The 19,149-nt window shown below is 35.3% G+C and carries 20 protein-coding genes, 6 tRNA genes and 2 rRNA genes; 3 read left to right on the top strand and 25 right to left on the bottom strand.

Translation table 11 applies throughout. The features are described from left to right. Positions 1 to 295 precede the first annotated feature (295 nt). Entirely contained in the window at positions 296 to 1,000 is a 705-nt protein-coding gene (locus BLT22_RS10365) for a zinc metallopeptidase (RefSeq protein WP_087058043.1), read from the top strand. A gap of 102 nt (positions 1,001 to 1,102) precedes the next feature. Here BLT22_RS10365 and BLT22_RS10360 read toward each other — a convergent pair whose 3' ends face one another. From BLT22_RS10360 to BLT22_RS10280, 17 genes are all read right to left on the bottom strand, one after another. Continuing rightward, complete coding sequence (locus BLT22_RS10360; protein ID WP_091763065.1) at positions 1,103 to 2,404, bottom strand: Zn-dependent hydrolase; 1,302 nt, start codon at positions 2,402 to 2,404, stop codon at positions 1,103 to 1,105. A gap of 104 nt (positions 2,405 to 2,508) precedes the next feature. Next, positions 2,509 to 2,976, bottom strand: a complete 468-nt coding sequence (locus tag BLT22_RS10355) for an S-ribosylhomocysteine lyase (RefSeq protein WP_087058047.1) — start codon at positions 2,974 to 2,976, stop codon at positions 2,509 to 2,511. A 63-nt stretch (positions 2,977 to 3,039) separates the two neighbouring features. Beyond that, on the bottom strand, positions 3,040 to 3,684 hold the full coding sequence (locus tag BLT22_RS10350; RefSeq protein WP_091763063.1) for a class I SAM-dependent methyltransferase: 645 nt from the start codon (positions 3,682 to 3,684) through the stop codon (positions 3,040 to 3,042). Positions 3,685 to 3,697: 13 nt separating this feature from the next. After that, entirely contained in the window at positions 3,698 to 4,243 is a 546-nt protein-coding gene (gene epsC / locus BLT22_RS10345) for a serine O-acetyltransferase EpsC (RefSeq protein WP_091763060.1), read from the bottom strand. Positions 4,244 to 4,267: 24 nt separating this feature from the next. Next, a complete protein-coding gene (locus BLT22_RS10340; protein WP_091763057.1) occupies positions 4,268 to 5,407 on the bottom strand; it encodes a bifunctional cystathionine gamma-lyase/homocysteine desulfhydrase in 1,140 nt (379 codons plus the stop codon). Position 5,408: 1 nt separating this feature from the next. After that, a complete protein-coding gene (locus tag BLT22_RS10335) occupies positions 5,409 to 6,332 on the bottom strand; it encodes a PLP-dependent cysteine synthase family protein (protein ID WP_087058053.1) in 924 nt (307 codons plus the stop codon). A 360-nt stretch (positions 6,333 to 6,692) separates the two neighbouring features. Further along, positions 6,693 to 7,394, bottom strand: coding sequence for a DUF975 family protein (locus BLT22_RS10330; protein ID WP_091763055.1), 702 nt, complete (start codon positions 7,392 to 7,394; stop codon positions 6,693 to 6,695). A gap of 32 nt (positions 7,395 to 7,426) precedes the next feature. Beyond that, entirely contained in the window at positions 7,427 to 7,993 is a 567-nt protein-coding gene (locus BLT22_RS10325; RefSeq protein WP_091763053.1) for a hypothetical protein, read from the bottom strand. Between the two features lie 107 nt (positions 7,994 to 8,100). Further along, positions 8,101 to 8,991, bottom strand: coding sequence for a hypothetical protein (locus BLT22_RS10320; protein WP_091763051.1), 891 nt, complete (start codon positions 8,989 to 8,991; stop codon positions 8,101 to 8,103). A 209-nt stretch (positions 8,992 to 9,200) separates the two neighbouring features. Then, positions 9,201 to 10,556 carry a phosphoglucosamine mutase gene (gene glmM, locus BLT22_RS10315; RefSeq protein ID WP_091763049.1) on the bottom strand — a complete coding sequence of 452 codons (1,356 nt, stop codon included), beginning with the start codon at positions 10,554 to 10,556 and terminating at the stop codon, positions 9,201 to 9,203. A gap of 42 nt (positions 10,557 to 10,598) precedes the next feature. Next, positions 10,599 to 11,603 (bottom strand): CdaR family protein, encoded by a 1,005-nt coding sequence (locus tag BLT22_RS10310; protein WP_091763047.1) that lies wholly within the window; start codon positions 11,601 to 11,603, stop codon positions 10,599 to 10,601. Next, the gene (gene cdaA, locus BLT22_RS10305; protein ID WP_087058065.1) at positions 11,600 to 12,460 is read right to left on the bottom strand and encodes a diadenylate cyclase CdaA; all 861 of its coding nucleotides are present in this window, start codon (positions 12,458 to 12,460) and stop codon (positions 11,600 to 11,602) included. Before cdaA ends, BLT22_RS10310 begins: the two co-directional genes overlap by 4 nt. 156 nt (positions 12,461 to 12,616) lie before the next feature. Next, positions 12,617 to 12,689: transfer RNA gene (locus BLT22_RS10300), tRNA-Gln, on the bottom strand. A 6-nt stretch (positions 12,690 to 12,695) separates the two neighbouring features. Further along, positions 12,696 to 12,776: transfer RNA gene (locus BLT22_RS10295), tRNA-Tyr, on the bottom strand. A 34-nt stretch (positions 12,777 to 12,810) separates the two neighbouring features. Next, positions 12,811 to 12,883: transfer RNA gene (locus tag BLT22_RS10290), tRNA-Thr, on the bottom strand. 40 nt (positions 12,884 to 12,923) lie between these two features. Then, a tRNA-Glu gene (locus BLT22_RS10285) sits at positions 12,924 to 12,995 on the bottom strand. Positions 12,996 to 13,092: 97 nt separating this feature from the next. Further along, entirely contained in the window at positions 13,093 to 13,368 is a 276-nt protein-coding gene (locus BLT22_RS10280) for a GNAT family N-acetyltransferase (RefSeq protein ID WP_087058067.1), read from the bottom strand. A 345-nt stretch (positions 13,369 to 13,713) separates the two neighbouring features. On the opposite strand from BLT22_RS10280, the gene BLT22_RS10275 reads away from it, so the two are divergent. Continuing rightward, positions 13,714 to 14,070, top strand: coding sequence for a hypothetical protein (locus tag BLT22_RS10275; protein ID WP_087058069.1), 357 nt, complete (start codon positions 13,714 to 13,716; stop codon positions 14,068 to 14,070). A gap of 30 nt (positions 14,071 to 14,100) precedes the next feature. Next, positions 14,101 to 15,312 carry a cation:proton antiporter gene (locus BLT22_RS10270; RefSeq protein ID WP_087058071.1) on the top strand — a complete coding sequence of 404 codons (1,212 nt, stop codon included), beginning with the start codon at positions 14,101 to 14,103 and terminating at the stop codon, positions 15,310 to 15,312. A gap of 155 nt (positions 15,313 to 15,467) precedes the next feature. Here BLT22_RS10270 and BLT22_RS10265 read toward each other — a convergent pair whose 3' ends face one another. The 8 genes from BLT22_RS10265 to BLT22_RS10230 all read right to left on the bottom strand — a co-directional run. After that, positions 15,468 to 15,977 carry a DUF2798 domain-containing protein gene (locus tag BLT22_RS10265; RefSeq protein WP_091763045.1) on the bottom strand — a complete coding sequence of 170 codons (510 nt, stop codon included), beginning with the start codon at positions 15,975 to 15,977 and terminating at the stop codon, positions 15,468 to 15,470. A 393-nt stretch (positions 15,978 to 16,370) separates the two neighbouring features. Further along, entirely contained in the window at positions 16,371 to 16,511 is a 141-nt protein-coding gene (locus BLT22_RS10260) for a helix-turn-helix domain-containing protein (RefSeq protein WP_087060156.1), read from the bottom strand. Between the two features lie 364 nt (positions 16,512 to 16,875). Further along, positions 16,876 to 17,313 carry an NUDIX domain-containing protein gene (locus tag BLT22_RS10255; RefSeq protein WP_218127274.1) on the bottom strand — a complete coding sequence of 146 codons (438 nt, stop codon included), beginning with the start codon at positions 17,311 to 17,313 and terminating at the stop codon, positions 16,876 to 16,878. A gap of 25 nt (positions 17,314 to 17,338) precedes the next feature. After that, complete coding sequence (gene thiD / locus BLT22_RS10250; RefSeq protein ID WP_091763041.1) at positions 17,339 to 18,148, bottom strand: bifunctional hydroxymethylpyrimidine kinase/phosphomethylpyrimidine kinase; 810 nt, start codon at positions 18,146 to 18,148, stop codon at positions 17,339 to 17,341. 462 nt (positions 18,149 to 18,610) lie between these two features. Beyond that, positions 18,611 to 18,683: transfer RNA gene (locus BLT22_RS10245), tRNA-Thr, on the bottom strand. 24 nt (positions 18,684 to 18,707) lie between these two features. Then, positions 18,708 to 18,780 (bottom strand) — tRNA-Asn (locus BLT22_RS10240). 34 nt (positions 18,781 to 18,814) lie between these two features. After that, positions 18,815 to 18,930: ribosomal RNA gene (gene rrf, locus BLT22_RS10235) — 5S ribosomal RNA — on the bottom strand. A gap of 109 nt (positions 18,931 to 19,039) precedes the next feature. Then, a 23S ribosomal RNA gene (locus BLT22_RS10230) occupies positions 19,040 to 19,149 on the bottom strand; the annotation flags it as partial.

The following is a 19,149-nucleotide window of genomic DNA, read 5'->3' as shown; positions in this document are numbered from 1 at the left end:
AAATGTAAAAAAGTAGTGGTTAACTCCATAACTTAATATGGGGTAAAAAGTTGCATTTCTCTCTACTAATATTTGCGCTATATACAGGTTATATCGCCTTACAATTCGGCTGATAATTTAACAATAAATTAACAATTCCATATCCGAAACTTCTTAATTGTTTTTTCTTATTTTCTTCATCAATTACTCAATGATTTGTTTCTAATCTTTCTGTAATCAATGATTTAATATGGTATAATAACAGAGTGAAAACAATAAAATTATAGAATCTATGACTTAACAGGAGGTCAAAATTATGCCTTTTTTCCCGTTTTATTTAGACCCTACCTTTATATTGATTATCATTGGGATGATCATTTCAGGTTTAGCAAGTATGTACGTCCAATCCACTTATCGTAAATATGGTGAAGTAAATAGTAAAAATGGTTATACTGCTTCAGATGTTTGTCGCAAAATCCTTGATGCAGCTCATCTAGAAAATGTTCGCTTAGAAGGCATTCGTGGTAATCTAACTGACCATTATAATGCTCAAGAGAATGTACTCAGATTATCAGATACTACAAGAAATTCAAAATCTGTTGCTGCTATCGGGGTTGCAGCCCACGAAGCAGGACATGCACTTCAAGACCGTGATAACTATGGTCCTTTAAGAATACGATCTGCGTTAGTCCCCGTAACTAATTTTGGACAAACAGCTGCTTTTCCGATTCTTTTCTTAGGTTTCATTCTAGGTGAAGGTGGGACAATGCTAATCAATATAGGTATTTTACTATTCTCTTTAACCTTATTATTTCAGTTAGTTACCTTACCAGTTGAATTCAATGCATCAAATCGGGCTATTCAGATTCTTGAAACACAAGGGCTATTGAGTCGAGAAGAAATCCCTCAAGCACGGAAAGTATTAAATGCTGCTGCATTAACTTATATTGCTGCTGCGATTGCTTCATTCTTAAGTCTTTTACGTCTGATCTTAATTTTCAGTGGTCGAAGCAGAGATTAACTTATTCGAATTGCTGAGCAGTAATGCCAACAAGAAACATTCACTAAAAAACTAATTTTACAAAAAATGGTACAAGCCTATTAAAGGGCTTGTACCATTTTTTTATACTACCTGTAATCTTTCAATATAATCTTTTAATACGTGAATCGTTTGAACACAATCTGATAAGTCAGACCATTCTTTGGGATTATGACTAATACCTTCTTTACTTTTAATAAACAACATAGCCGACGGGATATGTCTGCCTATAATCATAGCATCATGCCCTGCACCACTCGACAAATAAGAAGGTTTAATTCCCATTCTATTCATACTTTTTGCGAGCTTCTCCTGATATTCCTCAGCAATCGGGACTGGAGCAACATCATGAACGTTTTGGTGTATAAAGTTTACACCTGTACGTTTCTGGATCTTTTTACCTGTTGCAATAATTTTTTCAACTAATTCAGTTCTTGAGTCAAATTGTATATCTCGAATATCTACGAATAATATAACTTCTCCCGGTATAACGTTTGTTCCATTGGGTTTAACTTGAATATTCCCAACCGTTGCAACTGCTGTATCATTAATTTTGCGAGGAAGAGTACTAATCTTTTGAATAAACTCACCTGCCGCAACGAGGGCATCCTTCCGGTCATCCATTGGCGTGTTTCCAGCATGACCGGCCAACCCTTCAAACGTTACTTTCAACCAGTATGGACCAGCAATACCTGTTACAATCCCACAAGGTAATCCTGCTTTTTCTAATTTTTTTCCTTGTTCTATGTGTACTTCGACAAATGTTTCAATCTCATCTAGATCTCTGCCTGCTTCACCGTAACCTCGCACCGATAACCCCACATCTTGTATAACTTCTTCAAACAATCGATCATCGTAATCCTTTCTCAGAAGTGTTTTTTCCATATCAGTGTCTCCAACCATAGCTTCACTTCCCGTAAGCCCCCCATTGAAACGTGAACCTTCCTCATCAGTAAAAATAGCAACTTCATAAGATTTTTCTGGAGTATACCCAGTTTCTTTCCATGCTTGTGCAACTTCTAAAGCTGAAAGTACTCCAATCGTTCCATCAAAGTGTCCGCCATTTGGAACTGTATCTAAGTGTGATCCACTCATAATAACCGCTTTGTCGCTGCTTTTCCCTTCTAAACGACCGAAAACATTTCCAGCCCCGTCTTCACTAACTGTCAGACCAGCCTCGTACATCCACTCAATTACTCGATCTTTTGCTTCTCTTTCAAGTACAGAAAATCCTGGTCTTCTAGAACCATTATCTTCTGTTAATCCAATGTGCGCTAGTATACTAAGTCTTTCAGCTACTCTCTCCCCTGAAATCCCCTTAACTGAAAACTGATCATCGTAAGTGCCCAGCAATTTATTATAAAAATCTATGTACATCTCATCCATACTTTTCTCCCCTATCTCAATTTTATTTATTATATCAAACTGGAGAATAAAGAAAAAGACTGCCTAAATTAAGACAGTCTTTATTTCTTTATTTATAGTTTTTCTTATGCAAATACAATGTGCCATTCATTCCGTTTAGATAAAAACTCACGCGCTACTTCTTTTGCACCTTCTAATGTATGATGAGCTGCCCAACCGCATTGTTTCTCATTACTTGCAGGCACTTCATCCGCTTCTAGAATATCTTCCATAGTGCGCTCTAATACTTCTAATATTTCATCGTAATCTTCATGATTCAATACTGTAAGGTAAAATCCTGTTTGACATCCCATTGGTCCAAAGTCGATTACATAATCAGCATGATTGCGAATATGCTCTGCCGTCAAATGTTCTAATGAGTGGACCGCCATCATATCCATATGTTCTTTATTAGGTTGTGAAAAACGAACATCATATTTTACGATAATATCTCCATGAGCACCAGTTTTACGGTCCGCTACTCTTACATATGGGGCAATTACCTTATTGTGATCCAAGTTAAAGCTTTCAACATTCATTCTTTTTTCAGTCATGATCTATGCACTCCTTTTACTTTAGCATCATTTCCAGCACTAATTAGTTATTAACGAATATTCTTACTTTTTTGTTCCTTCAAATACCCAAACAAATCTATTCATTTGTCTAAATGAGAGTTCCAAAAATCCAGCTTGTTTTAAAGCTTCATAAACTACAGGTAACATAGGATAGTGCTCTCTATTCAAATCTTCTGCCAATTCAGCATACCCCATATCCACGGCTTCTTCAATCATTAATTTATAAGATTTTTCAGAAATAAACAGGGTATCCGCAAAAATGACTTTTCCTCCCGCTGTCAATAATTGATTATACTGTTTTAACACACTGTTTTTTTCTTCATCCGTCAAATGATGAAACACGTAAGAACTAACGATCGTATCTATTTTATGGGTTGGAATTGGATACTGCTGTAAATCTCCATCATAAATGATAAAGTCCTCAGGAAGTTTTCCGTTTGCTAATTCACGCATTTGACGAGAAGGTTCCACCGCAAAAACATTCTTTTCAGCGTTTAATAATTTCTCCGTCAAGTTTCCTGTCCCTATACCAAATTCCATGACATTACGGCCACTCTTTTCAACAATACTATCAAGAATTTTTTCATAATCTTCAAAGACTTCTTTATATTGTTTGTCTTTTCCTTGTACAAAAGCATCATATTCTTCGGCCCATTCTGTAAAAACATCTAAGAATTCTCTTCCCAAACTATCTACTCCCTCACCTATAAATCGCACTGTTTTTTTCATTCTGTTCTTTTGTTTTGACGATTTGAGCTGGAATCCCAACAGCTGTAACACCTTCTGGAATGTCTTTCAACACTACAGCATTAGCTCCAATTTTAGCTCCTGTTCCAACAGTAACATTTCCGATGACTTGTACATATGCAGATAAAAGTACGCCATTCTTAATTGTTGGATGTCTTTTACCCGTTTCGTTTCCTCTTCCCCCAAGTGTTACTCCATGAAAAATCCTCACGTCATTTCCAATCTCAGCAGTTTCACCAATAACTATTCCCATACCATGATCTATAAAAAGCCTCTCTCCTATCATTGCGCCAGGATGAATTTCGATCCCTGTTATAAATCGAGCAAAATTTGATAGAATTCTCGCTAGTAACTTTACATTCTTCAAATAAAGAAAATGTGATACCCGATGATAAAACAATGCCCATATACCCGGATAGGTTAATAAAATTTCTAAAGCAGTCCTCGCTGCCGGGTCATACTTTTTATAAGTTTGAATCAATTCTTTAAAGGATTTCATGACTTCTCCTTTTAATTATCTAGTTTAAACACTAGTAAAGCCTAATTCTAAATCTTCAATCAAATCATTGACATCTTCTATGCCGACAGATAATCGGATAAGTTCATCTTTTATTCCTGATTTCAACCGTTGCTTTTTAGGAATAGATCCATGTGTCATCAGTGCTGGAATTTCAATAAGACTTTCAACTGCTCCAAGACTTTCAGCTAAGGTAATCAAGCTAAGTTTTTCAACAAATGTTTTTGCTGACAATCCTTCAGTCAATTCAAAGGAAACCATTCCTCCGAATCCAGTTGTTTGTTTTTTTGCAGTTAAATGTCCCGGATGAGAAGCAAGTCCTGGATAGTAGACCTTCGACACCTTCGGATGTTGAACGAGATGTTCTACAATTTTTAATGCATTCTGTTCATGTGCCTCCATACGGATAGCTAATGTCTTAATTCCTCTTTGAATAATCCAACTATCTTGGGGTCCAAGGATACCTCCTATAGCATTTTGCAGAAACCCGAGCTCCTCCGCTAATCTTTTATCATTAGTCGTAACCAAACCTGCAACAACATCACTATGTCCACCTAGGTATTTTGACGCACTATGCAAAACTATGTCTGCGCCTAGTTTCAAAGGGTTCTGGTGATAGGGTGTAGCAAAAGTATTATCTACAATTGAAATGATTTTATGTTTTTTTGAGATCTCTGCCACTGCTTGAATATCTGTTATTTTGAGTAAAGGGTTTGTTGGCGTTTCTAAAAAGATGGCTTTTGTATCCCTTTGAATAGCTCCTTCAATGGCCTCAAGGCTACTAGTATCTACAATAGTGAATGTCAACCCTAAGCGCTTCAAGACCTTATCTATCAATCGATAAGTTCCTCCATATACATCATCTCCAACAACAATATGATCTCCTTTTGAAAATAGAGAAAATATCGTATGCGTGCCCGCTGAACCAGAAGCAAACGCAAATCCGCGAATTCCACCTTCCATATCGGCAATCAATGCTTCCAGTGCAGCTCTAGTCGGATTACCCGTTCTAGAATATTCATATCCTTTATGAACCCCCACTTTATCTTGTTTATAAGTTGATGTCTGATGAATGGGCACATTAACCGATCCTGTTGCTTCGTCATGACTAATTCCACCATGTATATATGTTGTTTTCATTCTCATCTCATTCTGCTCCTTTATAAATATTTTTTGATAAATATCGCTCACTACTATCTGGAAAAATAGTGACGACTGTACTGTTTTCTGGTAAGTTTCTGATTTCCCTTAATGCCCCTGCAAAAGCTGCACCACTAGAGCTTCCAACAAACAGCCCATTTCGTTTGGCAAGCTCTCTTGTATAATAAAAAGCCTCTTCATCAGTAATTGTATAAACTTGATCGACCCATTTTAAGTTCAAAAATTCTGGTATGAACTCCATCCCTATCCCTTCTGTTTCATGCGTCCCTGGCATTCCTCCTCCCAATATTGATCCTTCTGGTTCTACTACTGTGGTTCTAATATTCTCATTCAATTCTTTCAGATACTGTGCCACTCCACTAAATGTCCCACCACTTCCAGCACCTGCTATAAAAGCTGTTGGATAATGATTTTCTAAATCTGCTATAATTTCTGGAGCGAGCGTTTCATAATAGGCTCTTGGATTCATTTCATTCTCAAACTGCAGTGGTAAGTAAGAATTTGGGATAGTCTTTTTTAGTTCTTTGGCCTTCTCTATTGCCCCTTTCATTCCTTTATTAGTAGAGGTATGCATAATTTCAGCCCCTAATGCTTTCATTAACTGCTGTTTTTCCAGACTAAACTTTTCAGGGACCACAAAAATCGTAGTCATTCCATAATTTAAGGCTGAGAGAGCTAGCCCTATACCCGTATTGCCCGCTGTAGGTTCTATAATCGTTGTTTTATGATTGATGATGCCCTTTTTAAAAGGCTCTTCAATTAGTTTTTTCCCTAATCTATCTTTGATGCTTCCGCCTGGATTAAACATTTCAAGTTTCGCAAGTACTTTTGATCCTTGTGGTATGTCGAAACCTTTTACTTCAAACATCGGGGTCTTCCCAATAAGTTCGGTTATACTGTCGTAAATCATTACTTTCACTCCTCTTTATATTAGTTCATACTTTTTGATTACTTTTAGAAAGCGCAAAAAAGCGCACAAGGAATATCCTCATGCGCTTTCGTTATTTTACTAAAATCGTATTGACTCAGTTAACTCTATCCTCTTACAAAATTTCAAAGAGTTTACACTTAATATTAGAGAAGACTTTTGATTTTGATAAAATATTTTTGAAGGCATGAAGAATAAGCTGTACAACAAGTACAACAGCAGCTATTATTCATGTTCAAAAATGAATGATTCAAAGATCAAATTCCTTCCCAAATTAATTTTGATGTGAGGTTATATTATCACTGTTAGAAACTTTAGTCAATTACTATTTAATGTAGTTATTTAGAAATCTTGCGTCTCATCTAGTAAGTCATTATAAAATACAGCTTTAGCTGTCTGGATGTAAGGCGTTATAAAAAGGTATCCTAAACCGAAAGTAAGCCCTCCGATGAAATGCCAGCCTATAAAACTCAATTCCAGTACAAATAGTTTTCCTTTATTGCCATCCATCAGCTCTTTACTTCTTGATATACAATCTAGAGCTGAGAGATTCTCGCCCGTTGCTTCTGAATCTTTATAAATATAATAAGCTTGAGAATAGGCAAGTGCGGCTATAATACCTGGGACGATAAATAAAAATGACCACAAAATGATAAAAAAACCTGATATTATATGGATAGCTATAACTGATACTATTTGGCCTTGTTTAAATATTCGTAATGCGTCACTAAGTGGATCAATCTTATAGTGGCTATTACGCACTAAATCTAGCAGTGTGAATGATACACCCGTTGCAAATAGTATCGTTACTATATCAATTATGAGACGCTTAAAATCAATGAAATTATCCATACCATAATTGGCTACTTCATTCACCATATTATCATCAGAGAATCCTAAACCAAAAAAATCTAATGTATTTGTTGCTGCCCCAGCAAAAAGTATTGCAATCAAAACTGGAATAATATTTAGAAGTGCCACCTCTCTCCATTTACCTTCTAAAATTTGTCTTGCTTTTCTTCTAATTTCTCCAACAGGTAACATAGGTATCCTCCTGCAAATATCTTGATAGCTAATTATCTAGAAATATACGTTTGTATATATACCTGACAATTAACTTTGTATCGATTTTCAGATTCTAGATATAATAATTTTTGTATTAAATTCTCTGTTTTCTTATCTTGTAATTGTTCGTATAACTTCATAAGATTTTTCAAGATATAAAATCTGACTAGTTCATTATTGTTTTCTGAATCTTTCAACGTTTCTTGAAATCTTTCTTCATAGGCTTGAAATAGTATATTTTTTTGTTCTGCACCTGCTAATCCGATTTTCCAAGTAGACTGAAAGAGGTCTAAGGAAGATTCATAGTCCAAATCATAGGTAATATCCCAGATTTCAGGGAAAATTTCAAGGATTCTCTGTTCGGAATCACTAATTGCTAAGTAAGATAATAATTGTCCTGCTCTTAATCTAAGTTCCATGTTGGAAGAAGACAGATCATCGACTAATTTATCCCATACTTCATAGGCCCAATCTACTTTCTTATTCACTGCCTCTATTAGTAGTAAAAAAGCCTTATTCCGCGTTTCCCAATCTTCTTCATCAGCAAGTTGAACTAACATCTTTGTTTCTGCATCCATAAAATCTACTCATTTCTTTAGAATATTTATATGACATTCGTTGTTATACTTCTACAATCTCATCATACGCAAATTTCTCTAAAGAATAAATCATGCTTAAGACTGATTTATGAGTCAAATGATTCATAAATTTGTTCAGACAATACTATTTTTTCTTTTATTTCTCTTTTCATGCCTTTTAAACGATTTTGTACCGTTATGATTTGATTTTTAAGGGTTTCTAGACTATTGATGTTATTGTTGATTTTTTTGTTATTACTAATATCTGTAAAGATATTATCAAAAAAGATATCCATTGCTCGATGTCCACCAGAAATAAATTCATAACTGCTATTCCATTCATATTCAACATCTTTCAATTCTAATTCATAGCGGCGTAATTCCGATTCTACCTTAGACATAAGATTTTCCGCTTCGTCAATTTTGTCGTATTTCATCATATCTGTAAAAAAACCACCACCCAACATGTCCATTGTTGACCAGCTGTTTGCCGACCCTAAATGTTTAAGGGCTTCATCTATCCTATTTAAAATACTTTTCCCCGCATTAAATGCCTCGTCAACCTCAACAAGTTCTTGTCGCCATCCCATTCTTTTTTTAGATTCTTCATCTACTTTTTCTTTGTAGCTGGGATCGCTAACAGCTATTATTTTTTTCAAGTCTTCCAGCTCAGCTCTGGTTTTAGTTACATTAAATGCTAACTGCTCATAATTAGCTTTTGCTTCTTCAAGCTGTTCTGATACTTTATCCAATTGATATCTTGCCTCAATTTGCTCCTGTTTTTCTTTTTCAATTTTTCTTTCTTGTGATCCAATAACTGTACGTATAAAATAGGCAAATGATTTCTCTCCTGCTTCTTCTATATCTTCTGTCTCTTCTTCATAGTGTACTTTAGCTTGCTGATATTTTTTTGTACAGTTTTCAACATCTTTTTTTGCATCATTCAATTTTCTAACCATAATACTTAACTTGGATTGCAGCACTTCTAAATCTCTCATTAATAAGTCTCTCCTTAGTCTATATTTTCAGATTTTCAAGTATTTCCGTATTATTTTCATTATACCGATTGCTCTATTTCATTACTATCTTTTTATGGCTTTGTATAAAAAAACAAGCCTAGAATTATCTGAGCCTCCCCTAGATATTAGGTTTTCAGTCTAATATCTGAGGTTGGCTCTATCCATTCTCAGCTTGTTTAAGATTTAGATTATTGATTTGTTCCTAACTCTGATCGAACAACACTTGCGATACGTTCTACATAATTTACCACAGCTTCTTCCGTTTCCGCTTCAGCCATTACGCGTAATAATGATTCCGTTCCACTTGGTCGAACCAACACCCGACCGTTTTCACCCATTTCTGCTTCTACTTCTTCAATAACAGATTTAATTGCTTCATTTTGCAGAACGTTATGTTTATCTGTCACTGGTATATTTACTAATTTTTGAGGGAAAGTAGATACTTCTTCTGCTAACTCAGATAATTTTTTACCTGTTTGTTTCATTACATTTAACAATTGGATTCCTGTAAGTAATCCATCACCCGTTGTATGGTAATCAAGAAATACAACATGTCCAGATTGTTCCCCACCAAGATTATAGCCGCTTTTCAGCATTTCTTCCACTACGTAGCGGTCGCCAACTTTTGTTTTGACAGACTCTAAACCGTGCTGTTCTATCGCTTTATAAAAACCAATATTACTCATCACGGTCGATACGATTGTATTTTTTTTCAAGCGACCTTCATCATGCATGAATTTTCCACATATATAAAGAATTTTATCTCCGTCTACGATATTTCCTAATTCATCTACCGCAATCAGACGATCGCCATCCCCATCAAATGATAAACCAACCTGAGCATTTTTTTCCAAAACAAATTCAGCCAGATGTTCTGGATGTGTGCTCCCTACTCCTGCATTGATATTCAATCCATCAGGGGACGCACCTGTAACATCAAAGTCAGTATCCAGATCTGCAAATAAACGATTCAATAATGGACTAGCTGCCCCATTTGCCCCATCTAAAGCAACATGAAGACCTGTAAGACTGCCAGAGATTGTCTGTGTCAAGAATTGAATATACTTTAGCATACCTTCCTTATATTCCTCAGAAGTTCCTAATCCCTCAGCGCTCGGACGCGGCAAAGTATCTTCATCTGCATCTATAAGACTTTCAATTTCCAGTTCCTGCGCATCGGATAATTTAAATCCATCAGATCCAAAAAATTTAATTCCGTTATCTTGGACTGGATTATGCGATGCAGAAATCATGATCCCTGCAGTAGCCCCTTGTTGACGTGTCAAATAAGAAACACCTGGCGTAGTCAATACGCCTAATCTTAATACTTCTGCTCCTACTGATAATAATCCAGCAATCAAAGCATACTCTAACATGCGACCAGAGACTCGTGTGTCTTTCCCTACTAATACTCGAGGTCTTTCATCTTCTGTGTGTTGGGCAAGAACATATCCACCATACCTACCTAATTTAAAGGCCATTTCTGGAGTGAGCTCAGCGTTTGCAATACCTCTTACTCCATCTGTACCAAAATATTTTCCCATTAGTTAATATTCTCCTTTATCAATTATACAAATCGCTTTTTATTATTCCGCACTGTCTCCAGTATTTTCACTATCATTTGGAGTGACTCGAATCAATACTTCCAACTCTTCAGGATCTGTTTCAGTAATTCCTTCCGGCAGAATTAACGGAACTGTTCGCACAGTTGATTCTGTAATTCCAGATACATCTACTTCAACAGGGAAGTTCTTCAATGCTTCTAGAGCATCTGTTTCTCCAGTCGCATTCACATTTTCTGGTTGTCCTTGTGAAATTTCGAGATCATACTGAAAATTTTCATCTGCGGATCCTGTTTTTTTCAACACGATGGGAACTGATCTTTGTGTGCCTTCAACTGGAATTCGTACATCTACTTGTTGAGGATCAATATTGACATTTAAAGGATCTCCCGTTCCATCTAACACTAAGACATTTAATGTCATCTGAATATCTTCTGAAACATTACTTTCCTCTGGTACTACAACAACCATTACATCGCTAATTTGGTCAACTGTCGATTCCGCCCCTGAAACACGTACTGCTTCAGTTGAGAGGACTGGAGTTCCAGCAGTATATCCATCAGCTAAATGAGCTGCTTCATTAAATTCTACCCTGATATCATGTTCTTCTACTTTTTTTTCTTCAATCGTTAACTCAAATTCTGAGGGACTAATGCTATAATCTAGCTGATCACTCAATCCATCAGCTTCCAGGCTGACTGTATGTGTCCCTGGTCCTAATTCATTCAAGTCAGGTGTCACAATATTAAAATTTTGAGTAGCTAATGTCTGTGTCAAAATAGCTTGCGGACCTTCCAAGCGGATCGTAGCAGTTTCTGGTATACCCGAAACGAAATATTGATCCCGGTCTACCACAATATCAATTGGAATATTAGTAATGACTTCTGATCCTGTGATACTTGCTCCATCGGTCGGACTAGTTGATAAGTTTCTTGATTCTTCTTCATAATAAACATAAGAAAACAGTAAAACTGCAAAAAACACTGCAATAATCCGAGTAAACCAATTATTATTTAAGTTCCATTTCACTTACCAGACACTCCCTTCCGAACCGCTTCAATAATTTGCTGTATCGGTCCTTGTGTCTCTTTCTCCTTTGTACTCATTACTAATTCTTTATTCAGATATTCGATAACATCATTACTATCCATCTCAGTAATCAGATTTCCACTTCTGGCAAGACTGATTTCCCCAGTTTCCTCGGACACAATCAATGTGATTGCGTCTGTTGCTTCGGATAAACCAATTGCAGCTCGATGTCTTGTGCCCAATTTTTTAGGAATAGCTGGACTTTCAGATAAAGGTAAATAGCTGGCAGCTGTCATAATTTTAAAATCTTTTATAATAACCGCTCCATCATGTAAAGGAGTATTGGGAATAAAAATATTAATCAGTAATTCCGAAGAAATATCCGCTCCTATTTTAATTCCGGTTTTTATATACTCATCCAAACCACTTTCCATTTCTATGGAGATTAGAGCACCTATGCGTCGTTTACTCATATATTGAATAGCAGTTGCCAAATTACCTACAACGATTTCGCTTGGATTGCTTTTCTTTCTTCTTCCAAATAGATAACCTCTACCTAAATGTTCTAAACCTCTTCTTAATTCTGGTTGGAAAATAATAATCAAAGCCAACGCAGACCATTGAATGACAAAGTTGACGATAAACTCTGTGGTATGCAATTGTAACAACATACTAAAGAGTTTTAATAATAAAATTACACCGATTCCTTTTAGCAATTCAATTGCTCGAGTACCACGAACGATTTTAATCAGTTGATAAATAAAAAATGCGACGATTGTAATGTCGACTATGTTGATTCCTGTTCGTAACGTAAGTAACCGTGACCAGTCAAATTCTGATAGGAAATCAAAGGGCATGAACGTCACCTCCTAATTCTAAACATGCACGAAATTAGTATATCATAACTAGACAATATAATCGTAGTTAATAACGAAATTTATAACAATTTCATCATAATATTGTTTATATAAAAAAGCTGTATAGCGACTACGCTACACAGCTTTTCAATAATACTGGGCTACTAGGATTCGAACCTAGGGAATGACGGGATCAAAACCCGCTGCCTTACCGCTTGGCTATAGCCCAAAAAAATGGAGGGAGTAGGATTCGAACCTACGAACCCGAAGGAGCGGATTTACAGTCCGCCGCGTTTAGCCACTTCGCTATCCCTCCATAATATTAAAGTAAAACGGTATTACTTGTTAAATGCCGGCTAAAGGAATTGAACCCTCGACCCACTGATTACGATTCAGTTGCTCTACCAACTGAGCTAAGCCGGCAAACCATTAAAGTGAGCTTGACTTAAATATTATAGTTCAATGACCCCTACGGGATTCGAACCCGTGTTACCGCCGTGAAAGGGCGGTGTCTTAACCGCTTGACCAAGGGGCCATACATATATTATGCTTTTTGAGCACAAGATATATTGTATTATGGATTACCCCTTTTGTCAACTATTTATCAAGATTTTTTTATCATTCATTATTTTTTATGCATTTGCATTGATTGCTTGATATTTTTCAGATTTACGTTTGAATAATTCCACCACATAAGGACAGCTTGCTATAATTTTTTTGTTTTCTTTTTCCATTTCTTCCACTACTCTATCGACCAATTGCTCAGCTACCCCTTGACCTCTTAAGGAAGGATCAACAAAGGTATGATCAATTGCGACTTGGTCTCCTTGTGGTACATAAGTAACTTCAGCTAACAACTTCCCATGTTCTTCTTTGTAGAAACGATTTTCTCCTTTAGTAAATTCCATTTCTAATTCTCCTCTACACTACAATTTAGATTCAAATCCATTTTAACATAAATCCCGACAGAGCGCTTTCATGATTTAATCATAATTCTCCGATTCATTTTTATGGGGCTAAATCCTTTAGATGTAAACTAATCAAAACATAAAGTATATACTATTTTCAGTTAATTATCGGAGTAAACTGCTTGTTTTTTTATTAAATTTGTCTATTATACCACAAAAAACGCTTTCAAAATAGTTTTATTTTGATAATCTTCATAAATTATTTGACATCTAAAAAAAGAAGAGTAAACTGATAATGCTAGAGGGTTATCTCTGCTTTAATAGGAAAAAAGGAGGAACTATGTTATGTCTGAAAAGAAAAACGATAATAAAATACTCGTTATTATGATCTTAAATAAAACAGAATTATTAGATGAATTACTATTAGAATTTACTAATGTAGGAATTGATTCTGCTACTGTATTAAATTCTGTAGGAATGGCTCAACAATTGTCTTCACTTGAAGATACTCGTATAATATCAACAATACGCCCGTTTATTACTTCTGATCACTCTGAAAACAAAATGATTTTTACTATTGTAGATGAATCGCAAGTTGAAACTATCCGAAAAGTTGTTAATGACGTTATTGGTGATTTATCAAATCCTGATACAGGTGTATTGTTTGCCGTACCTACTCTATTCACTGAAGGCTTTCATTAATAATTTTTTTAGGAAGGAAGAGATTTTAAATTGGAACTAAATACCATGTTTTATGTGGCCCTCACTTTGCTAGTAGGGTCTTTGTTTGGTCGTTTAGCTGCTATGATTAAATTGCCGACCGTGACCGGTTATATTTTTGGCGGCTTACTACTTGGACCATCATTTTTCCATATCATGCCCGAAAACGTTGTTGAAAGTATGGATATTATTTCTGAAATTGCATTAGCTTTTATATCATTTACCATTGGACTTTCTTTTAAAGCTAGCTATTTAAGACGTGTAGGACTTACTCCACTAATAATTGCTGCATTAGAATCTACATTGGCCGCTGTCTTAGTAGCTTCATCCTTGTTTTTAATTGGTACTGATCCTGCATTTGCTTTAATTATGGGTGCTATAGCCGCAGCAACTGCACCTACTTCAATTTTATTAGTTATGAAAGAATACCGAGCGAAAGGTCCAGTTTCAGAAATGCTTAAGAGTGTAGCAGCATTAGATGATGCGACTGCATTGATTTTGTTTGGGTTTTGTTCCACAGCTGTGAAGATTCTTGTGAATACCGGAGATCAAGATATCAATGTTCTATCTTCAATATTCCAACCCATCTTTAGTGTGTTTTTATCACTTGCTATTGGAGCTCTAATAGGATTCATTATGAAATACCCACTTAAGTATACTAAAACCTCAGGTCAAAAATTAACACTCTTAATTGCTTTTGTTTTTCTAACTAGTAGTGTCTCTGTGGGACTTGGAGTTTCCGAATTACTAGCTGCTATGATGACAGGAACTGTTTTAACTAATATATCAAGTGATGCTCCTCAAATGGGAGAATTTTCCGACCGATTCACACCTCCTATTTTCTTAATGTTTTTTGTTTTAGCTGGAGCTCAACTGAATATCCATATCATTCCAACAGTTGGTTTAATAGGAATTATGTATACTGTCTTCCGTATTGTTGGAAAAGTCATTGGAGCTTATTTGGGATCTTTGATGATGCATACTCCTAAAGTTGTTCGAAACTATCTAGGCTTTATGCTATTGCCTCAGGCAGGTGTAGGTATTGGCTTAATTACTATTTCAGCAGGTATACTTCCTGAATACGCTGATCAGATCAGGACTGTTGTATTAAGTGCTACATTACTTTATGAATTCTCTGGTCCCGTTATCACTAAGATTGTATTACGCAAAACTGGAGAAATTCAATCAATTCCATCAAATGCTAAAGAAGCTGCAGACTTTTAAAATCAATAAAGCAGCACATTTCAAATCGAAAAAGTAGTTTATTTAGATTTATTATTTCTATATACTACATGATCAAAATATTTAGTAATAGAAAAAAACAACCTCGACCAGTATAAAAGTCAAGGTTGTTTTTTTCTATTTGTAAATCTTACTAGTTAATTCTTAATAGTTATTCTATTATTCAATTCTGCATCATTGTCTCGATTTTTAATAAGTTTAACAAATATAAAGCGAACAATCGGACCCATTACCAATAGTTGCAAAGGTAAAGCCACTATAAGATTCTTACCATAGATTGCTAAATAATCTAAAACAACAGAATTACTGATCTTATCTGTATGGATATACGTGGAAACTAATCCATAAATTGACATAAAAAACGCCATTCCAAAAACCATACAAGTTGAAATTGCTAAAATTTTAATCAATGAATTATTCACATTTTTTGTTAACTTTAGTGCAACCTTTTTAGCATTTGGACCAATTATAAGCAAATCTAACATCAGTGCAATCATAAATCCTGTTGCAAAATCTGATACGATTGCTATAATAGTCATTTCTTCCATTATTCCATTTAAAAATAAATTATAGACAGTCATGATTAACACCATCCCAAAACACATAATTAAACCAAATAAAAAAGTTTCTTTCTTCGTTGTTGGCATAAAATTCCTCCTTCTAAGTCACTCTTGGTATTATATAGGAATGTGTCTATCTTTCGTAAGTATAATTTTTTTTATTTATTCTAGATTTTTTATAAAGTCACTACTTTCGGTATTTTATTAATATTTATGCCGTATATTCTTTTTAGTCTACTTCAGCTTTCTGCCATTTAGCGAAACAATAACCGATTCCCATCACTCAAATTACTTTTAGAAGTGAATAGATATAATTGAATAATCTCTTTAAACTTTTAGTTTAACAATATAAATACTTACTTATATCATTACACCATTCTATTGATGAGCTAAACAATTTCTGTTCTTCTACAATCGCTACTGCTTTATATATATCGAGTAAAGTAATTACATCGAACTTTTTAGTCAATTGAACACTAGCTACGCATGACTTGTTCTTACAAGATCTGCCTTTCTCAGCATACTGATACTCTTACGAATGATCGCCGATTTCGTATTCAAACTACCAGCTAGAGACTCAGAAGTAACCTGAGCCTCTTCTTCCATAACAATCAATGACACAATATAAAGAGAGTGCTCTTTGACAATGAATTGACTGTCTTCTGTAAGAATACATGTAACCAATGGGGTATATGGCGAATTTTAAGAAGGACAATAAATAAAGTTCGTCATTGTTACAGCAATAAAGGCTTCTGGACAAGAAATTTTGAAGGAATCTATCAAATAAGTTACTGCAATTGTTAGGAACGCTTCCTGTAATTAAAAATCTCTATATATCATGATTCATCAGAATAACTATCCTAAAACCTACCTTTGCTGCCATGCTTGCAATTATAACCTCTAACCCGAAAAATTTAAACACAGCTCCTTAGAAGATACACTTAAGTAAACCTTTCAAGTGGTAAATAATAGATACAAATTTTATTTATCGGATAAATGTTGTTTTTTCTTTTGCGAGGGCATCCTCTAACCACTGTGGATGCATTTTTAGCAGATTTTCAGGAAGTTCTGTAATTGGGAAAAATTTCATATCTATTGACTCTTTTGAATTCGCTTTTACTTTACCTTCTACAATTTCTGCTAAAAAACATGAGGTAACAAAGTGTACAGTTTTTCCATTTGGATAGTGAAACAACTGAGAGTCAGGTTCAGAATAAATACCAATTAGTTTCTTGATACGGATAAAAATATTTGCCTCTTCTTTCATTTCTCTTATTGCAGCTTGAGTAATCGATTCTCCTGGATCTACATTCCCTGATGGAATTCCCCACTTTTTAACATCTGATCGGAGTTGTAATAATATTTTCTGCTCTTCATCTACAATGATTACAGCTATTCCAGGTTTAATAGTGTACTTAGTCAATAAAAACTCTCCTTTATGATTCAAATTAATATCCTTTATTCTTCTCATTATATGCAAAGTGATTGGTTGGTCCCTGGCCCTTTCCAATATTTAACGTCTTTTGGATTGCCTGCGAAATAAATTCCTTACTTGTTTTTACTGAATCTTCTATACTATTATTTTTTGCGAGTTCAGCCGTTATAACTGTTGAAAATGTACAGCCTGTTCCATGAGTATTCACTGTATTATATCGAGCAGAGCTGAACTCTTTAATCTCTCCATTATGGTACAGTATGTCTCGGGCTTCGCCCTGCATATGCCCACCTTTGATCACAGCAGCTTTTGCTCCGTAAACTTCTACGATCTCTTTCGCCGCATTACGCATATCATTAATAGTATGAATATTTTTCCCAATAATTACTTCTGCTTCTGGAATATTTGGAGTAATAATGGTTGCAAGTGGAATTAAGAGCGCCTTTAGAGAACTAATAGCTTCTTCGTGTAATAAATGGTGCCCACTTTTAGCAACCATCACAGGATCCATTACATACAATTTAACCTCATTTTTTTTTAGTTTATTCGCAATTAGTTCTATTATAGATTGACTTGCTAACATTCCAGTTTTTACAGCATCAGGAATAATATCTTCAAAGACACAGTCAATTTGTTCTGAAATATTCTCTATAGAAACTTCTTCAAATGATTTTACTCCTAGTGTGTTTTGAGCAACCACTGAAGTAATTACCGCCATTCCATAGACTCTTTGCTCTTGAAAAGTTTTTAAATCAGCATGAATACCTGCTCCACCTGTTGGATCAGTACCTGCGATAGATAATGCTTTATAAATATTACTCATGATAAACTACTCCTTTTTTTAGTATTGATATAAAACAGAGTGGATCCATTTTTCTCTTTTACACATAAAAAAGGTCCGAGGAGAAAAATTCAACGCATATTAAATACGCTGAACTTTTCCCCTCGGACCTTTTATGTCAATAGGTGCCATTTATATGATCTAATAAATGATGTAGCCCTCGGTCACAGTCCCTTAATGGTGATTGTTTGGCGGAACCCTAGCTACAATTTTCCAGTTCAATTTTTATTTATTTGATTTAGGTTAATTTTATCAGAAGAACTAGATCTTAGCAAATAGCAGTTACTGCACATGTCCTAATTAAAAACTTAACAAGAATAAGCATTAATAAATTGTAATCAATATTATCAAATCAAGTCCTCAAACAACATAATATAAATGAGAATTTGTTTTTGCATTATATTTAGACATAAAAAAACAACATCCGTAGATGTTGTTTATCTAAGCCACTTGCCGGATTCGAACCGGCGACCTCATCCTTACCATGGATGCGCTCTACCTGCTGAGCTAAAGCGGCCTATTCATTTTTTCCAAATAAAAACTCCGCAAGCAGGGCTCGAACCTGCGACAACGCGATTAACAGTCGCGCGCTCTACCAACTGAGCTATTGCGGAATCAAAAACTATTCTTAATAAATAAAAAAGAGCTGCACGGCAACGTCCTGCTTTCACAAGGGGAAACCCCTCACTATCCTCGGCGCTGGGAAGCTTAACGGCTGTGTTCGGAATGGGAACAGGTGGATCCTTCCCGCCATCATCACCGCACAATGACTCTTTTCTATTCTTTAGAGAACATTGTTCTCTGAAAACTAGATAGTTGAATGATTCAAACTTGTTTGTCTACAACACCATCATACACTTTCGCCACTTTTTAGTGGTTAAGTCCTCGATCGATTAGTACTGGTCCGCTCCATACATCACTGTACTTCCACTTCCAGCCTATCTACCTGATCATCTCTCAGGGATCTTACTTCCTTAAAGGAA

Source organism: Marinilactibacillus psychrotolerans, from assembly GCF_900101525.1.
GTDB lineage: Bacteria > Bacillota > Bacilli > Lactobacillales > Carnobacteriaceae_A > Marinilactibacillus > Marinilactibacillus psychrotolerans.
This window is presented reverse-complemented; position numbering and strand designations above follow the sequence as displayed.

What these genes read in the sequence shown, in the direction of transcription:
- BLT22_RS10365 (WP_087058043.1), top strand. Translation starts at nt 296, where the DNA reads ATGCCTTTTTTCCCGTTTTATTTAGACCCTACCTTTATATTGATTATC.
- BLT22_RS10360 (WP_091763065.1), bottom strand. Translation starts at nt 2,404, where the DNA reads ATGGATGAGATGTACATAGATTTTTATAATAAATTGCTGGGCACTTAC.
- BLT22_RS10355 (WP_087058047.1), bottom strand. Translation starts at nt 2,976, where the DNA reads ATGACTGAAAAAAGAATGAATGTTGAAAGCTTTAACTTGGATCACAAT.
- epsC (WP_091763060.1), bottom strand. Translation starts at nt 4,243, where the DNA reads ATGAAATCCTTTAAAGAATTGATTCAAACTTATAAAAAGTATGACCCG.
- BLT22_RS10340 (WP_091763057.1), bottom strand. Translation starts at nt 5,407, where the DNA reads ATGAGAATGAAAACAACATATATACATGGTGGAATTAGTCATGACGAA.
- BLT22_RS10335 (WP_087058053.1), bottom strand. Translation starts at nt 6,332, where the DNA reads ATGATTTACGACAGTATAACCGAACTTATTGGGAAGACCCCGATGTTT.
- BLT22_RS10330 (WP_091763055.1), bottom strand. Translation starts at nt 7,394, where the DNA reads ATGTTACCTGTTGGAGAAATTAGAAGAAAAGCAAGACAAATTTTAGAA.
- BLT22_RS10325 (WP_091763053.1), bottom strand. Translation starts at nt 7,993, where the DNA reads ATGGATGCAGAAACAAAGATGTTAGTTCAACTTGCTGATGAAGAAGAT.
- BLT22_RS10320 (WP_091763051.1), bottom strand. Translation starts at nt 8,991, where the DNA reads ATGAGAGATTTAGAAGTGCTGCAATCCAAGTTAAGTATTATGGTTAGA.
- glmM (WP_091763049.1), bottom strand. Translation starts at nt 10,556, where the DNA reads ATGGGAAAATATTTTGGTACAGATGGAGTAAGAGGTATTGCAAACGCT.
- cdaA (WP_087058065.1), bottom strand. Translation starts at nt 12,460, where the DNA reads ATGCCCTTTGATTTCCTATCAGAATTTGACTGGTCACGGTTACTTACG.
- BLT22_RS10280 (WP_087058067.1), bottom strand. Translation starts at nt 13,368, where the DNA reads ATGGAATTTACTAAAGGAGAAAATCGTTTCTACAAAGAAGAACATGGG.
- BLT22_RS10275 (WP_087058069.1), top strand. Translation starts at nt 13,714, where the DNA reads ATGTCTGAAAAGAAAAACGATAATAAAATACTCGTTATTATGATCTTA.
- BLT22_RS10265 (WP_091763045.1), bottom strand. Translation starts at nt 15,977, where the DNA reads ATGCCAACAACGAAGAAAGAAACTTTTTTATTTGGTTTAATTATGTGT.
- thiD (WP_091763041.1), bottom strand. Translation starts at nt 18,148, where the DNA reads ATGAGTAATATTTATAAAGCATTATCTATCGCAGGTACTGATCCAACA.